Below are 16818 nucleotides of genomic sequence, written 5' to 3'. Positions count from 1 at the left end.
GGCGGCATGAACGAGCGGACCGCCGAACTGGTGTTGCGCGCGGTCGAGTTGGTGCCGCGCGGACGCGTGGTGTCGTACGGCGACCTCGCCGACCTGGTCGGCACCGGCCCTCGACACGTCGGGATGATCCTGCGCGAGCGCGGCGACGGGCTGGCGTGGTGGCGGGTCTGCAACGCGTACGGCGACCCGCCGAAACACAAGCGCGACGAGGTGCTGCAGATCTGGCGTAGCGAGGGAATCGAGATCAAACCGAACGGCCTCGGGTGCCGGATCCACGACTTCAGAGTCGACCTCGTCCGGTTGGCAGCCGAGTGGGAACGTGCCACTCTCGACATCCGAACCCGGGAGGATTGATGGTCACGTATTTCGAGGACCCTGAGGCGATCGACGAAGGTGTCGAGGCCAGCGGCACCGGCTGCCTGGAGTGCGTACGCGAGGGTGGCTGGTGGGTGCACCTGCGGCGTTGCGCTCTGTGCGGTCACATCGGCTGCTGTGACACCAGCCCGAGTCAGCACTCCACCAAGCACTGGCAGGAGACCGGCCACCCGATCATCCGCAGTTTCGAGCCGGGTGAGGTGTGGTTCTACGACTTCCGGACCGCAACGGCCGGGCGGGGGCCCGATCTCGCGCCCCCGCTGAGCCGCCCGGAAGACCAAGGTGTCCCCGCCCCCGAAGGTCGGGTGCCGGAGAACTGGCAGGACCTGATCAACCGTTGACGCTAGGCGCCGAAGCGCGCCAGTTCCTCCTCGACCACGGACGGGTCGAGTTTGGTGAAGACCGGCGTCGGCTTCTCGACTTTCGCGCCGACCGTGATCGGACGGGGCTTCCATCGCGGTGTCGACGAGTACTCCCCCGTGATCACCGGATAGGACAGGTGGCCTGCCCCGTTGCCCGGGTCGAGTTCGTCAACGATCTCGATGCGCGGCATCGGCATGAACTCGCCTGCGCCGCCCAGCACCGCGTGCACCTTGTTCGCCGCGTGCGGCAGGATCGGCGCGAGCAGGGTGTTGCAGTCGCTGACGCACTGCGCGGCCACATGCAGCACGGTGGCGAGCCGCTCGCGCTGTTCGGGAGCCTTCATCTTGTACGGCTCCGTCACGGTCAGATATTTGTTGACCTCGCCCACGATCCGCATCGCCTCGGCGACCGCACCGCGCAGGCGATGCTTCTCCAACAACGACCCGACCGAGTCGAAACCACCGCGTACGGTCGCGAGCACCTGCTCGTCCACCGGCTCCAAAGCGCCCGCGGCCGGGATCTCCCCGAAGTTCTTCGCGATCATCGCGGCTGTCCGGTTGACCAGGTTGCCCCAGCCTGCGACCAGCTCTGAGTTGTTGCGGGTCACGAAGTCGGCCCACGTGAAGGCGGCGTCGGAGGTCTCGGGACCGGCGGCGCAGATGTAGAAGCGCAGCGCATCTGGGCCATAACGAGCCAGGAAGTCACCGACATAGATGACATTGCCGCGGCTGGTGGAGAACTGCGCGTCACCGAAGGTGAGGAACTCGCTGGACACCACCTCGGTAGGCAGATTGAGGGTGCCGTACGCCCCAGGCTCACCGCCGCGCGAGCCGGCACCGTTGTAGGCGAGCAACTCCGCCGGCCAGATCTGGGAGTGGAAGACGATGTTGTCCTTGCCCATGAAGTAGTAGGCCTCGGCATCGGTCGCGTTCCACCACTCACGCCAGCGGTCGGGCTCGCCGGTCCGCCGTGCCCACTCGATCGAGGCCGACAGATAGCCGATCACCGCGTCGAACCACACGTACAACCGCTTGGTCGGCTGGTCCTCCCAACCCGGCACCGGGATGCCCCAGTCGATGTCGCGCGTCATCGCGCGCGGGCGGATCTCCTTGAGGATGTTCTGGCTGAATTTGATCACGTTGGGGCGCCACAGCCCGGTCGCCTCACGCTCGTCGAGCCACACCTTCAACGCGTCGGCCAAGGCGGGCAGGTCGAGGAAGAAGTGCTGGGTGTCGATGAACTCGGGCGCCTCGCCGTTGATCTTCGACCGCGGCTCCAGCAGGTCGATCGGGTCCAACTGGTTGCCGCAGTTGTCGCACTGGTCGCCTCGGGCGTCCTTGTACCCACAGATCGGACAGGTGCCTTCGATGTAGCGGTCGGGCAGCGTACGCCCGGTCGACGGACTGATCGCCGTCTGTGTCGTCTCCTCCACCATGTAGCCGTTGCGCCGACAGGTCTCGAACATCTCCTGCACGACCGCGTAGTGGTTGCCGGTCGTCGTCCGAGTGAAGAGGTCGTACGACAACCCGAGCCCGCACAGGTCGTCCACGATGACCTGGTTGTACTTGTCGACGAGGTCCTTCGGGCCGACACCCTCCTTCTCGGCGAGCACCAGGATCGGGGTGCCGTGCTCGTCGGTGCCGCTGACCATCAGCACGTCATGGCCGGCCATCCGCATGAACCGACTGAAGACGTCGGAGGGCACGCCGAAACCGGCCACGTGGCCGATATGGCGTGGGCCGTTGGTGTACGGCCACGCGACTGCGGAGAGGACCTTGCTCATGGCGTCAGCCTAGTGACGCTCAGCCACCCATTTCCCGCCGAGGGGTCACGAGCTCTCGGCGAGGGGTCACGAACTCTCGCCGAGGGGTCATCAACTGAAGTCGAGGTCGCCGCGGCTGCGCTTCAACTCGGCGAAATACGGGAACTTCGCCAGTGCCACCGCCCCGTCCCACATGAGACCCGCGTCGTCGCCACGCGGGATCTTGGTGATCACGGGGCCGAAGAACGCCGAGCCGTTGATGTGGATCGTGGGGGTGCCCACGTCATTGCCGACCGCGTCCATCCCCTCGTGGTGGGACCTGGCGACCGCCTCGTCGAGGGACTCGTCGTCCATAGCCTCGACGAGCCCCGCAGGCAGGCCCACCTCGGCCAGTGCCTCGCTCACGATCTCGCCGACATTGTCCATGGTGATGCCACGTCCCTCGGTGTGGATCCGGGTCCCCATGGCGGTGTAGAGCGGCAGCAGCACCTGATCTCCGTGCTCGCGCGCTGCCTTGATCAGCACGCGTACGGGCTTCCACGCCGGCCGCAGCAGCTCGCGATAGCCCTCGTCGATGTCCTTGTCCTGGTTGAGGTAGCCGAGGCTCATCACGTGCCACCGGACCTCGATGTCGCGCACCTTCTCGACTTCGAGCATCCAACGGGAGGTGATCCAGGCGAACGGACACAGGGGGTCGAACCAGAAGTCTGCGGTGTCGGTCATGGAGTCGACATTAGCGACAGGCGGCGTCCAAATGGACTGCGTCCCCCCGACCGGGTGGTCGAGGGGACGCGTCTTTGGGACTGTTCAGTCAGCGGCTCACGGGTAGAAGGTTGCCTTCATCGTGTTGCCATCACCCGGGACGATCCAGTTGATGATGCTGGTGACTCCCCAGCCACAGCCGGTGAACTTGCCGAGCGCATAGGTGCCGGAGAACGTGTTCGCGCCGTCGAGGCTGATCGGACCGGACATCTTCGAGGTCACCGGCCGCTCGGTCCGACAGGTGTTGCCGACCAGGTTGAGCCATGGCATCCAGACCGGGCGCACCGACACGATGCGTACGTTGAACGAGGCGACCGCGTCCACGTGCATGTTCGCCAGGTCGACCGTGCCGCTGACCGGCGCGGCCTGATTCATCGCGAAGGTGATGTCGGCCAGCGGAAGCGAGCCAAGGCTGAAGCGCTTCTTGGCCTTCGGCAGGTTGAGGTCACCCGTGAGTGCCATGGACTCCAGGCCGATGCCGCCCTTGAAGGTGCCGGTGGGGATGACAACGGTCTGCCCCAGGCTCTTCATGGTGGTGGTGACGTCGACCTTCCAGTCCACGGGCAACTGGTCTTCGGCCTGCGCGGGGGCGCTGACCATGGTGGTGCCGACGAGCAGGGCTGCCGCCGCCAGAACCGCGCGCACACGCGTGCGAATTGAAAACATGCCTGTCTCCCTCAGGTGCATGAAAATAGAACGTGTTATAAAATGCCGTGCGGCTGTGATCTTGTCAACACTTCTTTACACTCCTGTTTAGCAAATCTTCAGCCGTTCCACGGCCTGCCCCGCGACGTCGAGTCCCCAGCCGAACTCCCGAGCGGACTCGCGCAATGACATGATCACGCGCATGCCTGGAACCAATCTGACCCGCGACGAGGCGGCTACCCGCGCCGCGCTCCTCGACGTCACTTCGTACGAGATCGCACTCGACCTCACCACGGGACCCGAGACGTTCGGCTCCACGACCACGCTGCGGTTCACCAAGCTAGAGGCCGGCGCCAGCACGTTCGCCGACCTTGTGGACGCCACGATCCACGAGATCACCCTCAACGGTCGCACGCTAGATCCCGCGACCGCGTACGCCGACAGCCGGATCGCACTGGACGACCTCCGCGCCGACAACACGCTGGTCGTACGCGCGGACTGCCGCTACACCAACACCGGCGAGGGACTGCACCGCTTCGTCGACCCCGCGGACGACCGCGTCTATCTCTATTCTCAATTCGAGGTCCCGGACGCCCGCCGCGTCTTCACCACGTTCGAGCAGCCGGACCTCAAGTCGGTCTTCACCTTTCACGTCACCGCGCCCGAGCACTGGGTGGTCGTGTCCAACGCTGCGACCCCCGAGCCGGAGCGCCTCGGCGACGGCAAATCCATCTGGCGTTTCCCCACCACGGCCAAGATGTCCACCTACATCACGGCCGTCGTCGCCGGTGAATACCACGGCGAGTTCGATGTCTATCAGGGCAAGCACGGCGACATCCCGCTCGGGCACTACTGCCGCCAGTCGCTCAAGGACGTCATGGATACCGACGTCCTGGTCGAGATCACCAAGCAGTCGTTCGCCTTCTTCGAGGACCTCTTCGACTATCCCTACCCGTTCGGCAAGTACGACCAACTCTACGTCCCCGAGTACAACATGGGCGCCATGGAGAACGCCGGGTGCGTGACCCTGCGCGACGAATACATCCCACGCAGTCGCCAGCCGCGATCGTTCTACGAGTTCCGTGGCTCGGTGATCACCCACGAGATGGCACACATGTGGTTCGGCAACCTCGTGACGATGAGGTGGTGGGACGACCTGTGGCTCAACGAGTCGTTCGCCGAGTGGGCCTGCTACCACGCGCAGGTCGAGGCGACGGAGTTCACCGAGGCGTGGACCGGCTTCACCAACGCCCGCAAGCAGACCGGCTACCGCGCCGACCAACTGCCGACCACACACCCGATCGCGGCCGACAATTACGACCTGCACGCGGTCGAGGTCAACTTCGACATGATCACGTACGCCAAGGGCGCCTCGGTGCTCAAGCAACTCGTCGCCTGGGTGGGCATGGACGCGTTCATCGCGGGCATCCGGCAATACTTCAAGGACTGGGCGTTCGGGAACCCCGAGTTCAAGGACCTGCTGGCAGCCTTGGAGAAGTCGTCGGGTCGCGAACTCACCAGTTGGGCCGAGGAGTGGCTGCAGACCGCAGGCACCAACACCCTGCGGCCGGCCTTCACCCTCGACGAGTCGGGCGCGTACGCCTCCTTCAGCGTCGAGCAGTCCGCGCACCCCGACTGGCCCACGCTGCGCCGACACCGTCTCGGCATCGGGCTCTACGACCTCGACGGCGGCCGTTTGGTGCGTCGCGAATACCTCGAGGTCGACGTCGCCGGAGCCTCCACGGACATCGCGGAACTGGTCGGCACCAGGCAGCCCGACCTGTTGCTGCTCAACGACTCCAACCACGCGTTCGCCAAGATCCGTCTCGACGAACGCTCGCTGGCGACTGCCCTGGAACATCTCGCCGACATCGAGGACTCGCTGGCGCGGGCCCTGGTGTGGGGCGCTGCCTGGGACATGACACGCGACGGTGAACTGCCGACCCACGCCTGGATCGACCTCGTCCTGGCCAACATCGGTCACGAGACCGATGCCTGGGGTGTGACCCGGATTCCGTTGATGGCCAATGACGCCGCGAACCTGTACTCAGACCCGGCCTCGCGTGACGCGCTTCTGGACACCTGGGAGCAGGGCGTACGACGACTCTTGGTCGAGGCCGAGCCGGGCAGCGACCAGCAACTCACCTTCGCGCGACTCTATGTCGAGACCGAGACGTCGCAAGCCACCTACAACGGGGCTGCGCGCAGCGACGCGGCTCTGGACGAGGTCGAGCGACTCCTGTCGGGCGAATGGGTGGTCGACGGTCTCACGGTCAACCAGGACCTGCGCTGGGCGATCATCACCGGGCTGGCTCGGGCCGGTCGGTTCACAGAAGCGGAGATCGCGGCCGAGCAACAGCGCGACAACACCGTGTCCGGCGCCGAGAAGGCTGCCGCAGCACGCGCCGCTCAGCCCACTGCGGAGGCCAAGGCGCAGGCGTGGGCTGCTCTGATGGACAAGGCGACTCCCAACGGCCGCAGCGACCTGATCTGCAAGTCCTTCTTCCGCGCCGGGCAGGAGGACGTGCTGGCACCGTACTTCGAGAAGTATCTCGACGCCGCCGGCGCCGTGCTCGACACCCTCGGCTTCCACATCGGGTCGAACCTGCTCGAGATCGCGTCACCCGATCCGCTGATCTCGCAGGAGCGACTCGAGCGACTCGACGCCTGGTTGCTCGACCCGCCGGCACCCAAGGGTGCGGTGCGCTTCGTGCGGGAATACCGCGATCGGATGGCGCGGGCACTGCGTGCCCAGGAGAGCGACGCGTCAGTCGCGGCCGAGTAGGCCGAGCTTCTCGATGCCCTTGACCAGGCCGGCGGCGACCTTGCCGTCGGCCAGGTCGGGTGCCATCAGGGCGACGGCACGCTCGCACTCGTCGTCGGTGAGTTTCGTACGAGCGTGGTCGCCGGTCACGATCTCGACCGCGCGACGCGACGGGTCCACCAGGACGAGAACGCTGCGCGCCGGCGCGACGAGAGCGGCGTGCAAGCGGCGTGCCGCCGTGCGTACGTCTCCCTCGGTGTCACCGACATAGACCGAGAACTCGAAGCGATCAAGTTCCTCGGCCGAGCGGATCGCGCGATCGATATCGGCGCGATCGGCTGAGGAGAACTCAATACTTGCCACTGGCTCCACCGGACTCGAGGGCGCTGGCATCCTGCTTGCCGCTCAGCTCACCGGCGCCACCCTTGGGGCCACCGAACCACTCGTCGGTCTTCTCCGGGTCCGAACCCAGTCCCTCGCCACGGATCAGCCACGGCGCGGCCGCGCCGAGGGCGATCAAGAGCGCCAGACCGATCGGGCCGAGCACGAAGATCATCAGCACCCGCGACAGATCGATGGCGGAAGGGTCCTCCCAGCCGACGGGGCGCTCATTCGCGTACGCAGGCACGGACACCAGCACGAAGGAGACGACCAAGGCCACGACGGCGTACGCGCGACCGCGAGAACGAGAGGATGCATGACGAGTGCTCACGGGCCACAGGGTAGCCGCTGTCGCCCACAGCGGCCCACCCGCTCACCCTGTGCCCCTGCCTGACCCTGGGTGACCTGCGTGACTTGGGGCCTGCCTGCGGATGCCGGTAATACTCGGGGCCATGCTTTCGCTCCTCGACACGCGCACCTGCGCCCCTGGCGAATGGATCTGCGCCACCACCCTGCAGATCACCGGCAATGAGCAGTGGGCCGAGGTGTCCGACCTCGTACTCGGGAAATCGGCCGTCATCGTGGCGCTGATCCTGCTCGGGTTCGTGATCCGCTGGTTGCTGCACCGCCTGGTCGACCGGCTCGTACGCAAGGCTGAAACCGGCATGCTGCCAGGCCGGGTGGGCGACAGTGTGGGGCAGTTGATCACACGGGAAACCGGATCCGCGCGGCGCGTGCAGCGCGCCAAGACCATGGGATCGCTGCTCAAGAGCATCATCACCGGCATCGTCTTCGCGGTCGTGTTCACGATGGTGCTCAGCGAGGTGGGCGTCAACATCGCCCCCATCCTCGCCAGCGCGGGCATCGTCGGCGTCGCGCTCGGCTTCGGCGCCCAGAGCCTGGTCAAGGACTTCCTCTCCGGCATCTTCATGATCGTCGAGGATCAGTACGGAGTGGGCGACGCGGTGGACCTGGGGGAAGCCGTGGGCACCGTGGAGGCAGTGTCGCTGCGGGTCACCCGCGTACGCGACGTCAACGGCACGGTCTGGTACGTCCGCAATGGCGAGATCGTGCGGGTAGGCAATCAGAGCCAGAACTGGGCACGTTCGGTGCTCGACATCACCGTGGACTACGGCGAGGACATCGCGAAGGTGACCCGCGTCCTGCGCGATGTCGCCCACGACCTGTGGGAGGACGAGGACTTCACCGGTGTCGTGATCGAGGAGCCCGAGGTGTGGGGCGTCCAGGACCTCACCCAAGAAGGCGTCGTCGTACGCGTCACCCTCAAGACCGCGCCGCTGGAGCAGTGGCGCGTGGCCCGCACGATGCGCGAGCGCATCAAGGCACGCTTCGACTTCGAACGCATCCGGATGGCGCATCCGCAGCGGGTGATCTTCTCCGACCCCGAGCCGAATCCCCGACAGACCAATGAGACGACCGATCTCGACCCGGAGGGTGAGTGACCCCGAGGGTGGGCGCCGCCGGGACCCGCGGGCAGACTGTGCCTTGTGAGTGACGTGACCGAGCAGACCTTCTTCGACGACATCGGCGGCGAGGACACCATCAGGAAGATCGTCGCCAAGTTCTACGAGGGTGTCGCCACCGACCCTGATCTGCGGCCGATGTATCCAGAAGAGGACCTGGGTCCGGCCGAAGAGCGGTTCCACCTGTTCCTGATGCAGTACTGGGGCGGGCCTACGACGTACTCGGACAACCGTGGTCATCCGCGCCTGCGGATGCGACACGCCCCGTTCGCGGTCACCCCGCACGCGGCCCAGCGTTGGCTGGTGCATTTCCGGGCCGGACTGGACTCGGTGGCACTCACGCCCGAGCAGGACGCGCGCTTTTGGGATTACGTCACACATGCGGCGCAGTTCATGATCAACGCGCCCCAAGACGCTGCCCAGAATCGAACCCAGGATTCGCCCCAGAGTTCTACTGAGTGAGGTGCTTGCGCAGGTCGTCCGGGATCGGCGCCGAAGCGCCAGCCTCCGGGTCGTAGAAGACCACCGCCGCCCTAGCCCGCGCACACACCACGTCGCCGTCGCGGATCTCGGCCTCCATCGTCATCGACTTCGTGCCGAGGTGACTCACCGAGGTGAAGAGGTCGTACGGCTGCTCGCGGTAGAGCAACGGTCGGACGTACTCGATGCGCACCTGCGCGACGACGTGTCCGCCACTGGCGCGGCGGCCGACGGCTTGCGAGGCGCGGGTGAGCAGGGCACCACGGCCCTCCTGGAAGTATTCGACGTACTTCACGTTGTTGACGTGGCCGTAGATGTCGAGGTCGGAGAAGCGCGTGTGCAGCGCGAAGTGTCCAAGTTCGCTCACGACCGCGCGGATCGGAGTCGGACGCACCGGCTCGTCGGGCTCCATCGCCTCGATCAGCCGGGTCCGCTCGGGCGCGGTCAGCCGGCGCGGAGCCTTGCGTGAGAAGACGTACGGGGTGAGCACGGTGCGCGCACGGGCGTAGAGGATCCGCTCGCCTTCGCGCTCGTCATAGATCTCGTACGCCAGCGCGAAACTCGCGGCGCGCACCTCGCATACCCAGGTATCAACGAAGACCGAGCCGTAGCGAAACTTCAGCGGCGCGAGGTAGGTGATGTCCGTGCTCACGACCAAGACGCCTTCGTCCGGATCCGTCGGGCTCTCCTGCGGCGTCAGCGCCCGCAGGAGGTCGACACGCGCCTCCTGCAGGTAGTCGACGTAGGTGACGTTGTTGACGTGGCCGAGCAGGTCGAGGTCGGCCCACCGCAGCGGGCAGGCATAGCGATGACGCATGCCCCGATGCTGTCAGACCGGGCGCCGCTGCGGTGCGTGGATCAGTGGCTGAGCGCGAACCGGTGTCCGTAGTAGGTGCGCACCGACTCGTGGCGTGCGATCCGCGCGCGGTGGTTGACGACGACCGTACGTCCGGCGACGCCGACCAGCATGGCAGCCGTCACGGCCGCGACAGTGAAGAAGAGTGCGAAGAACCAGGTGGCGTTGGTGAGCAGTTCGAAGGTCATCTCGCGATCCTTTCTACTTTTGTAGTATCTCTACGTATGTAGAAACTACACCTGTAGAAACAGCAACTCAAATCGTGGCAGAGTGTCTCCAGTCACACCCAACTCCGGAGGCCGACACGTGCCCGACACCGACTTTCTCGACGCACTGACCCCTCGGCGTCGAGCCATCCTGACCGCCGCCACGCAGGTGGTTTCCGACCACGGCCTGCGCGGCCTGACCCATCGGGCCGTCGACCGGGCCGCAGGCATAGCCGAAGGCAGCACCTCGGCGTACCTGCGTACCAGACACGCACTGCAGTTGGAACTCGCTCGCTTCGTGGTGGCGAGCCTGGCCGAGGACATTGCGGCCCACACCGCGCTGCTCGCAGATCCCTCCGCGCGCGAGAGGGCGGCCGAACTCACCACCGGCCTGTTCCAAAGCTGGCTTGCCCAGTCCGAGCTTCAGCGCTGTCGGGTCGAACTCACGTTGGAGTCAGCCCGCGATCCCGAACTCGCCGAGGTCTTCGCCGCTTCGCGTGCGCACCTCGTCGCGATCTTGTCCGCGGTGCCCGACCGCTCCGGCGCACCCCGCTCGCTGGCCGAGGCCGAGACCGTGATGGCCGCCGCCGACGGCATCCTGACCCATGCCCTGGGTCGTCCAGCGGATGAACGCCCCGCCTTCTTGCGGGCCTCTCTTGAGTGGTTGCTCACACCGATGCTCAGCGGCGTTTCCGATCGTTAGGCTGCGCTCAAGTCATCCACTTTCTCATCGCAGGAGTTCTTCCATGCCCGAAGCAGTGATCGTCTCCGCCGCTCGTACGCCGATCGGCCGTGCCAACAAGGGATCCCTGAAGGACTTCCGCCCCGACGATCTCACCGCTTTCATCGTCAAGACCGCGTTGGACAAGATCCCGTCCCTGGACCCCAACACCGTCGACGACCTCGTGCTGGGCTGTGGCCTACCGGGGGGCGAGAGTGGCAACAACATGGGCCGGATCGTCAACGTCCTCAACGGGATGGACCAGGTCGCCGGTACGACCGTCACCCGCTACTGCGCCTCGTCGGTGCAGTCGACACGGATGGGATTCCACGCGATCAAGTCCGGTGAGGCCGACGTCGTGATCTCAGCCGGCGTGGAGATGGTGTCTCGGTTCGCCAAGGGCACCTCCGACCACATCCCCGACACGAAGAACCCGCTCTTCGCCGATGCCGCGAAGCGCACCGAGGAGTACGCCAAGGGGGGCCAGGACTGGCACGACCCGCGCGAGGACGGACTTCTCCCCGACATCTACATCGCGATGGGCCAGACGGCCGAGAACGTCGCACGGTTGCGCGGCTTGGATCGCCGCGAGCTCGACGAGTTCGCCGTACGCTCGCAGAACCTTGCCGAGAAGGCGATCAACGACGGTTTCTGGGCACGCGAGATCACCCCGGTCACGCTGGCCGACGGCACGGTCGTCTCCGCGGACGACGGCCCGCGTGCGGGCGTGACGTACGAAGCCATCTCGCAACTCCAGCCGGTCTTCCGCCCCGACGGTGTCGTCACCGCGGGCAACTGCTGCCCGCTCAACGACGGCGCCGCTGCCGTGGTGTTGATGTCGGACACCAAGGCTGCCGAGCTCGGCCTCAAGCCGCTGGCCCGGATCGTGTCGACCGGAGTGTCCGGTCTGGCGCCGGAGATCATGGGCCTCGGCCCGGTCGAGGCCACCCAGCGCGCACTCAAGATCGCCGGCATGACGATCGGTGACATCGACCTGGTCGAGATCAACGAGGCGTTCGCGGCTCAGGTAGTGCCGTCCTATCAGGAGTTGGGCATCGACTTGGACCGGCTCAACGTGAACGGAGGCGCCATCGCTATCGGGCACCCCTTCGGCATGACCGGCGCGCGCCTGCAGAACACGCTGCTCAACTCGCTGGACTGGCACGACAAGTCCACCGGCCTGATCACGATGTGCGTGGGCGGCGGCCAAGGCATGGCGATGATCATCGAGCGGCTGGGCTGACGCGAGGCGCCAGAGCTCAGCACCCGGTTGGTCCGCTCAGCACCCGGATCGTCGGGGGTTGAGCGGACCACAGTGCGCTCAACCCCCGATTCGGCAACCCAAGGACCAGCGGGATGGGCCGACACGGTCACTCAGCACCCGATTGGTCCGCTCAGCACCCGGATCGTCGGGGGTTGAGCGGACCACAGTGCGCTCAACCCGCGATTCCGCGCGGCATCTCGGCCGCGAATCCCTACAATCGCACCCATGCCCGAGACTCGGTGGTTAGACGCGGGCCAGCAGCACAGTTGGCGCGCGCTGGTCATGGGCACCACCCTGCTCATGGACCGCCTTGATGCCGATCTGCGCTCGGCGTTCAACATCTCGTTGACCGAGTACGAGATCCTGGTGCGGCTCTCCGAGCGCGAGGGCGCCGAGATGAGGATGGCTCAGCTTGCGGACGCCTTGTGCCACAGCCGCAGCCGGGTGACGCACACAGTGGCGCGGATGGAGCGCCAGGGTCTGCTCACCCGGCGCGTGTCAGCCGAGGACGGCCGGGGAGTCGTGGCGGCGATGACACCCGCAGGGCGCACACTGCTCGACGAAGCCGCACACGTGCACGTGGGAGGTGTGCGCGACAACCTGATCGACCGCGTGACCCCGGACGATCTGGCTGCCATGGGGCGTGTGATGGACGCCGTGTCGGACGGCTTGGTCTCCAGCCACCCCGAGATCGAGATCCGTCCGGGCGCGACGTCCGGCTGACTCAGTCTCGCGTCAGTTTGCGGTGTGTCACCCGGTGCGGCCGGGCGGCCTCGACGCCGAGACGTTCGATCTTGTTCTCCTCGTAGGCCGCGTAGTTGCCTTCGAACCAGAACCATCGGGCCGGATCCTGCTCGTCGCCCTCCCAGGCAAGGATGTGGGTCGCGACGCGGTCGAGGAACCACCGGTCGTGGGAGGTAACCACCGCACAGCCCGGGAAGTCCAAGAGAGCGTCCTCGAGGGACGACAGCGTCTCCACGTCCAAGTCGTTGGTGGGCTCGTCGAGCAGCAGCAGGTTTCCGCCCATCTTCAAGGTCAGCGCAAGGTTGAGGCGGTTGCGCTCACCACCGGAGAGCACCCCGGCCTTCTTCTGCTGGTCGGGGCCCTTGAATCCGAACGAGGCGACGTATGCGCGTGAGTTCATCTCGAAGTTGGCGACCTTGATGAAGTCCAGGCCGTCGGAGACGACCTCCCAGACGTTCTTGTTGGGGTCGATGCCGCCGCGGCTCTGGTCGACGTAGGAGATCTTCACGGTTTGCCCGACACTGAGCTCCCCGGCGTCAGGCTGCTCCTGGTCGGTGATCATCCGGAACAGGGTCGTCTTGCCGACGCCGTTGGGGCCGATCACACCGACGATGCCGGCGCGCGGCAGCGTGAACGACAAGTCGTGCATCAGCGTGCGGCCTTCGAAGCCCTTGGTCAGACCCCTGGCCTCCAGCACGACGTCTCCGAGCCGCGGACCGGCCGGGATGTTGATCTCGGAGGTGTCGATCTTGCGGAAGCGGTCGGCCTCGGCTGCCATCTCCTCATAGCGTTGCAGGCGCGCCTTGCTCTTGGCTTGGCGGGCCTTGGGGTTCGAGCGCACCCAGTCGAGTTCCTTCTCGAGCATCTTGGCGCGCTTGGCGTCCTTCTGACCCTCGATCTTCAGGCGGTCCTTCTTGGTCTCCAGGTAGGTGGAGTAGTTGCCTTCGTAGGGGTGGGTCTTGCCGCGGTCCAATTCCAGGATCCATTGCGCGACGTTGTCGAGGAAGTAGCGGTCGTGGGTGACGGCCAAGACTGCGCCGGGGTACGCCGCCAGGTGGCCTTCGAGCCATTGCACCGACTCGGCGTCGAGGTGGTTGGTCGGCTCGTCGAGCAGCAACAGCGACGGCTGCTGGAGCAGGAGTTTGCACAGCGCCACGCGGCGACGTTCACCACCCGAGAGGTTGTCGACCAACACGTCCGACGGGGGGCAACGCAGTGCGTCCATCGCCTGCTCCAGACGGCTGTCGATGTCCCAGGCGTCGGCATGGTCGAGCTCGGTCTGCAGGTCGCCGGTCTCCTTCATCAGGGCGTCGTAATCGGCGTCCGGTTCGCCCATCTCGGCGTACGCCTCCTCGAGGCGCTTCATCTTGCCCTTGAGGTCAGCGACTGCCTCTTCGATGTTCTCCAGGACCGTCTTGCCCTCACTGAGCGGCGGTTCCTGCTGCAGCATCCCCACGGTTGCCTCGGGGTCGAGGATCGCGTCACCGTTGTTGGCGTGGTCGAGTCCCGCCATGATCTTGAGCAACGAGGACTTGCCGGTGCCGTTAGGCCCGACGACGCCGATCTTCGCGCCGTGCAGGAACGACAGGGTCACGTTGTCGAGGACGACTTTCTCACCGTGGGCCTTACGCACATTGCGCAGGGTGAAGACATATTCCGCCATGCCCGCGACCCTATCCAGGCGGGCGCACTAGCGACGAACCGCCGTGGCCCGGCTCTCAGGCGGCTGACTCCTCGGCAACCGCGGCGGTCTGCCACTCCGGCGCGGGGCGCTCCTCCGACTGATCGTCGCCTTCCTCGCGCTGCTGATCCGCCGATGCGGGCAACGGCCGCGGACGACGGAAGTCACTGGTGCCGCGGTTGAGGTCGTGGCCGACGTGCGACGCCTCGATCTCGAACACGGTGACCTCCTCGCCTTCCTTGGTCGTGAAGGTATTGGCGTTGAGCCGCCCGTGGACGATCACGGCGTCGCCTCGGCGCAGGGAGCGGTGTGCGTTCTCCGCGAGTCCACGCCAGACGTTGACGCGGTGCCATTGGGTCTCCCCGTCGTACCACTCGTTCGTCCGCTTGTTGTAGCGCCGGGGAGTGGCCCCGAGGCGGAAGTTCAACACCGGTCCCCCAGTGGTGTCGTGGAGCCGCGGGTCCGAAGCGATCCAACCGGCGAGCGTGATGATGGTTTCATTCATGGTCGTTGCCTTCCAGGTGTGGTGCCGATCCGTGCGACCGGCCTGGCACCACGATCGATTGGCCCACCGACAACGGGGCTGAGCAGGGCGCGCGCCTGTGGATAGCGCGTACGATCAGCCCGCCTGTGGAGAAGAAGTGGCTTATTTGACGGCCGTACGGAGTCCGTCGCGAGTCTTGGTGTAGGCGTCGAGCTCGGCCTGGATGGGCGCAATCACCAGCTCGTCGGTCACTGTCGAGATGCCGGTGCGCAGTCGTTTGTCCGCGGCACGTGCGCGCGATTTCGCGGTCGCGGCGACCAGGAAGCGACACACCAGTGCCAGCAGCAGTCCTGCCACCACTCCCCCGAGCAGCATCAGTGTCGGCACGGGGAAGCCTTGCCACTCCGGCACGGGGATGTCGCGATTCGGGCTCAAGAAAGCGAGCCCGAAGATGGCACCCAGCCACACCGTCCCCGCGATCGCGGTGAGGATCAGCGCCCATTGCAGGGCGCGTACCACTCCCGCCCACACCGGCAACTTCTCGACACCCAGATCCGTGGACGCCAGGGACGAGTCCAGCCGGTCACCTACGTCATCTAGATGCGACACCGAAGCCCGTCTGATCGCGCTCTGCCAGGGGCGGGTGAGTTCGCCAGACACCTCGTCGGCCAGTTCGCGGACCTCCGAGTCGACGCGGGCACGCTGCACCGCGGTCGCCTCCGGGATAGACGTCCGCGACGTGCCGGTCAGGATCTTGCCGGCCGCGCCGAGATCCAGGTGCAGCCGCTTGAGCGGGTCCGGCTTGAGCTTGGTCACCCACGCGACCACGGGCCACCCGGTGGCTCGACCTGCGCGCATCCGAGTCGACTTCTCGACCGCCGCAACCACGGTCGGCACTCCGGCCGCATCCGCGAGGGCGTCGTTGAGCCCGGCCACACGCTCCTTGCCGAGCTTGCCCGGCTCGGCGTTGCCGGAGATCTCGGCCAAGGCATGGGCCGCGGCCGCCACGTCCGCCTCGACGCGCGAGCGAGCTGCCTTCTTGGCCGCCGCGCGTTCGGAGATCTCGCGTCGCAACTCGTCGACGCCGATGCCCTGCTTGGCTGAGATGCCGCGCACCGGCACGTCGTACAGTCCGTCTGCGGCGAGCAACCGTTGGACGTCGCCGATCATGGCCTCGCGCCTCTCGGGCGGCACCGTGTCGATCTGGTTGAGCACCACCATCATGACGTCCTTGTGCGTCTTCAGCGGCGCGAGATAGCGGTCATGGATGGCCGCGTCGGCGTACTTCTGCGGATCCAGCACCCACACCAACAGGTCTGCCAACTGGACCAGCCGGTCGACTTCGAGATGGTGCGAGACCTCGGTGGAGTCGTGGTCCGGGAGATCAAGCAGCACGACACCCTGCATCGACAGGTCCTCGCGGCCCACCTCGAGAGTGGCATTGCGTACGACTCGGTGTCGCGGTGCGATCTCGAGCCAGTCGAGCAGCTCTGAGGCACCCTCTTCGCCCCACACGCACGCCGTCGTCCACGAGGTGGTGGGACGGCGTACGCCCACCGCCGAGACGTCCAGCCCGGTGATCGCGTTGAAGGTCGAGGATTTGCCCGAACCCGTGGCGCCCGCGAGCGCGACGACGGTGTGATCGGCCGAGAGCTTGAGACGTCGGTCGGCGCGCGCCACGACACCCGCGGCGCGATCCAGTTCTGTGTCCGGCAGACGGCCACGACCGGCCTCGACGGCCTCCTCGAGTCCGGCCACGCGGGCACCGACATCTGAACCACGCGACAGGAGCCGTTTGGCACCCTCGATCAGGGACGTCATCGATCAACCTCTGGTGTTGTCGCGG

Annotated in this window: 18 protein-coding genes; 8 read left to right on the top strand and 10 right to left on the bottom strand. The window is 66.3% G+C overall.

Translation table 11 applies throughout. The features are described from left to right. Positions 1-6: 6 nt before the first annotated feature. Positions 7-354, top strand: a complete 348-nt coding sequence (locus tag V9G04_03815; protein ID MEI2712429.1) for an MGMT family protein — start codon at positions 7-9, stop codon at positions 352-354. Then, positions 354-716: a UBP-type zinc finger domain-containing protein gene (locus tag V9G04_03810; GenBank protein ID MEI2712428.1), complete on the top strand. Its 363-nt coding sequence runs from the start codon at positions 354-356 to the stop codon at positions 714-716. Before V9G04_03815 ends, V9G04_03810 begins: the two co-directional genes overlap by 1 nt. A 2-nt stretch (positions 717-718) precedes the next feature. Here V9G04_03810 and metG read toward each other — a convergent pair whose 3' ends face one another. The 3 genes from metG to V9G04_03795 all read right to left on the bottom strand — a co-directional run bounded on the left by metG (position 719) and on the right by V9G04_03795 (position 3928). Continuing rightward, positions 719-2521, bottom strand: coding sequence for a methionine--tRNA ligase (metG, locus tag V9G04_03805; GenBank protein MEI2712427.1), 1803 nt, complete (start codon positions 2519-2521; stop codon positions 719-721). 90 nt (positions 2522-2611) lie between these two features. Continuing rightward, positions 2612-3223, bottom strand: a complete 612-nt coding sequence (locus tag V9G04_03800) for a DsbA family protein (protein MEI2712426.1) — start codon at positions 3221-3223, stop codon at positions 2612-2614. A 96-nt stretch (positions 3224-3319) separates the two neighbouring features. Next, positions 3320-3928 (bottom strand): hypothetical protein, encoded by a 609-nt coding sequence (locus V9G04_03795; GenBank protein ID MEI2712425.1) that lies wholly within the window; start codon positions 3926-3928, stop codon positions 3320-3322. Between the two features lie 181 nt (positions 3929-4109). Between V9G04_03795 and pepN the strand changes: the two genes are divergently transcribed. Further along, complete coding sequence (gene pepN, locus V9G04_03790) at positions 4110-6692, top strand: aminopeptidase N (protein ID MEI2712424.1); 2583 nt, start codon at positions 4110-4112, stop codon at positions 6690-6692. Here the strand turns inward: pepN and V9G04_03785 are convergent. Both V9G04_03785 and V9G04_03780 read right to left on the bottom strand, forming a co-directional pair. Further along, positions 6675-7034 carry a DUF5130 family protein gene (locus V9G04_03785; GenBank protein MEI2712423.1) on the bottom strand — a complete coding sequence of 120 codons (360 nt, stop codon included), beginning with the start codon at positions 7032-7034 and terminating at the stop codon, positions 6675-6677. The genes pepN and V9G04_03785 overlap by 18 nt on opposite strands. Next, complete coding sequence (locus tag V9G04_03780; GenBank protein ID MEI2712422.1) at positions 7021-7383, bottom strand: hypothetical protein; 363 nt, start codon at positions 7381-7383, stop codon at positions 7021-7023. The genes V9G04_03785 and V9G04_03780 overlap by 14 nt, the downstream gene beginning before the upstream one ends. A gap of 121 nt (positions 7384-7504) precedes the next feature. On the opposite strand from V9G04_03780, the gene V9G04_03775 reads away from it, so the two are divergent. Together V9G04_03775 and V9G04_03770 are read left to right on the top strand one after the other, a co-directional pair. Continuing rightward, the gene (locus V9G04_03775; protein ID MEI2712421.1) at positions 7505-8515 is read left to right on the top strand and encodes a mechanosensitive ion channel family protein; all 1011 of its coding nucleotides are present in this window, start codon (positions 7505-7507) and stop codon (positions 8513-8515) included. Between the two features lie 54 nt (positions 8516-8569). After that, on the top strand, positions 8570-8998 hold the full coding sequence (locus V9G04_03770) for a globin (GenBank protein MEI2712420.1): 429 nt from the start codon (positions 8570-8572) through the stop codon (positions 8996-8998). Here the strand turns inward: V9G04_03770 and V9G04_03765 are convergent. Beyond that, positions 8988-9833, bottom strand: a complete 846-nt coding sequence (locus V9G04_03765; GenBank protein ID MEI2712419.1) for a thioesterase family protein — start codon at positions 9831-9833, stop codon at positions 8988-8990. The genes V9G04_03770 and V9G04_03765 overlap by 11 nt on opposite strands. A gap of 41 nt (positions 9834-9874) precedes the next feature. After that, complete coding sequence (locus tag V9G04_03760; protein MEI2712418.1) at positions 9875-10060, bottom strand: hypothetical protein; 186 nt, start codon at positions 10058-10060, stop codon at positions 9875-9877. Between the two features lie 118 nt (positions 10061-10178). Here V9G04_03760 and V9G04_03755 point away from each other — a divergent pair, with 118 nt between their 5' ends. From V9G04_03755 to V9G04_03745, 3 genes are all read left to right on the top strand, one after another. Then, the gene (locus tag V9G04_03755) at positions 10179-10781 is read left to right on the top strand and encodes a TetR family transcriptional regulator (GenBank protein ID MEI2712417.1); all 603 of its coding nucleotides are present in this window, start codon (positions 10179-10181) and stop codon (positions 10779-10781) included. 43 nt (positions 10782-10824) lie between these two features. Continuing rightward, the gene (locus V9G04_03750) at positions 10825-12042 is read left to right on the top strand and encodes an acetyl-CoA C-acetyltransferase (GenBank protein MEI2712416.1); all 1218 of its coding nucleotides are present in this window, start codon (positions 10825-10827) and stop codon (positions 12040-12042) included. A 246-nt stretch (positions 12043-12288) separates the two neighbouring features. After that, positions 12289-12786 carry a MarR family transcriptional regulator gene (locus tag V9G04_03745; GenBank protein MEI2712415.1) on the top strand — a complete coding sequence of 166 codons (498 nt, stop codon included), beginning with the start codon at positions 12289-12291 and terminating at the stop codon, positions 12784-12786. A gap of 1 nt (position 12787) precedes the next feature. On the opposite strand, the gene ettA is transcribed toward V9G04_03745, so the two are convergent. The 3 genes from ettA to V9G04_03730 form a co-directional block, all read right to left on the bottom strand. After that, entirely contained in the window at positions 12788-14470 is a 1683-nt protein-coding gene (gene ettA / locus V9G04_03740; protein MEI2712414.1) for an energy-dependent translational throttle protein EttA, read from the bottom strand. 55 nt (positions 14471-14525) lie between these two features. After that, the gene (gene ssb / locus V9G04_03735; protein ID MEI2712413.1) at positions 14526-14993 is read right to left on the bottom strand and encodes a single-stranded DNA-binding protein; all 468 of its coding nucleotides are present in this window, start codon (positions 14991-14993) and stop codon (positions 14526-14528) included. Between the two features lie 141 nt (positions 14994-15134). After that, positions 15135-16793 (bottom strand): GTPase, encoded by a 1659-nt coding sequence (locus tag V9G04_03730; protein MEI2712412.1) that lies wholly within the window; start codon positions 16791-16793, stop codon positions 15135-15137. Positions 16794-16818: the final 25 nt, after the last annotated feature.

Origin of the sequence: Nocardioides sp., assembly GCA_037045645.1 — a bacterium.
Taxonomy (GTDB): Bacteria; Actinomycetota; Actinomycetes; order Propionibacteriales; family Nocardioidaceae; genus Nocardioides.
This window is presented reverse-complemented; position numbering and strand designations above follow the sequence as displayed.

Bases quoted from the DNA above. Each gene is read 5' to 3' on its own strand.
- V9G04_03730 (MEI2712412.1), bottom strand. From the start codon at position 16,793: ATGACGTCCCTGATCGAGGGTGCCAAACGGCTCCTGTCGCGTGGTTCA.
- V9G04_03795 (MEI2712425.1), bottom strand. From the start codon at position 3,928: ATGTTTTCAATTCGCACGCGTGTGCGCGCGGTTCTGGCGGCGGCAGCC.
- V9G04_03765 (MEI2712419.1), bottom strand. From the start codon at position 9,833: ATGCGTCATCGCTATGCCTGCCCGCTGCGGTGGGCCGACCTCGACCTG.
- metG (MEI2712427.1), bottom strand. From the start codon at position 2,521: ATGAGCAAGGTCCTCTCCGCAGTCGCGTGGCCGTACACCAACGGCCCA.
- V9G04_03745 (MEI2712415.1), top strand. From the start codon at position 12,289: ATGCCCGAGACTCGGTGGTTAGACGCGGGCCAGCAGCACAGTTGGCGC.
- ettA (MEI2712414.1), bottom strand. From the start codon at position 14,470: ATGGCGGAATATGTCTTCACCCTGCGCAATGTGCGTAAGGCCCACGGT.
- ssb (MEI2712413.1), bottom strand. From the start codon at position 14,993: ATGAATGAAACCATCATCACGCTCGCCGGTTGGATCGCTTCGGACCCG.
- V9G04_03775 (MEI2712421.1), top strand. From the start codon at position 7,505: ATGCTTTCGCTCCTCGACACGCGCACCTGCGCCCCTGGCGAATGGATC.
- V9G04_03810 (MEI2712428.1), top strand. From the start codon at position 354: ATGGTCACGTATTTCGAGGACCCTGAGGCGATCGACGAAGGTGTCGAG.
- V9G04_03800 (MEI2712426.1), bottom strand. From the start codon at position 3,223: ATGACCGACACCGCAGACTTCTGGTTCGACCCCCTGTGTCCGTTCGCC.
- V9G04_03760 (MEI2712418.1), bottom strand. From the start codon at position 10,060: ATGACCTTCGAACTGCTCACCAACGCCACCTGGTTCTTCGCACTCTTC.
- V9G04_03815 (MEI2712429.1), top strand. From the start codon at position 7: ATGAACGAGCGGACCGCCGAACTGGTGTTGCGCGCGGTCGAGTTGGTG.
- V9G04_03750 (MEI2712416.1), top strand. From the start codon at position 10,825: ATGCCCGAAGCAGTGATCGTCTCCGCCGCTCGTACGCCGATCGGCCGT.
- pepN (MEI2712424.1), top strand. From the start codon at position 4,110: ATGCCTGGAACCAATCTGACCCGCGACGAGGCGGCTACCCGCGCCGCG.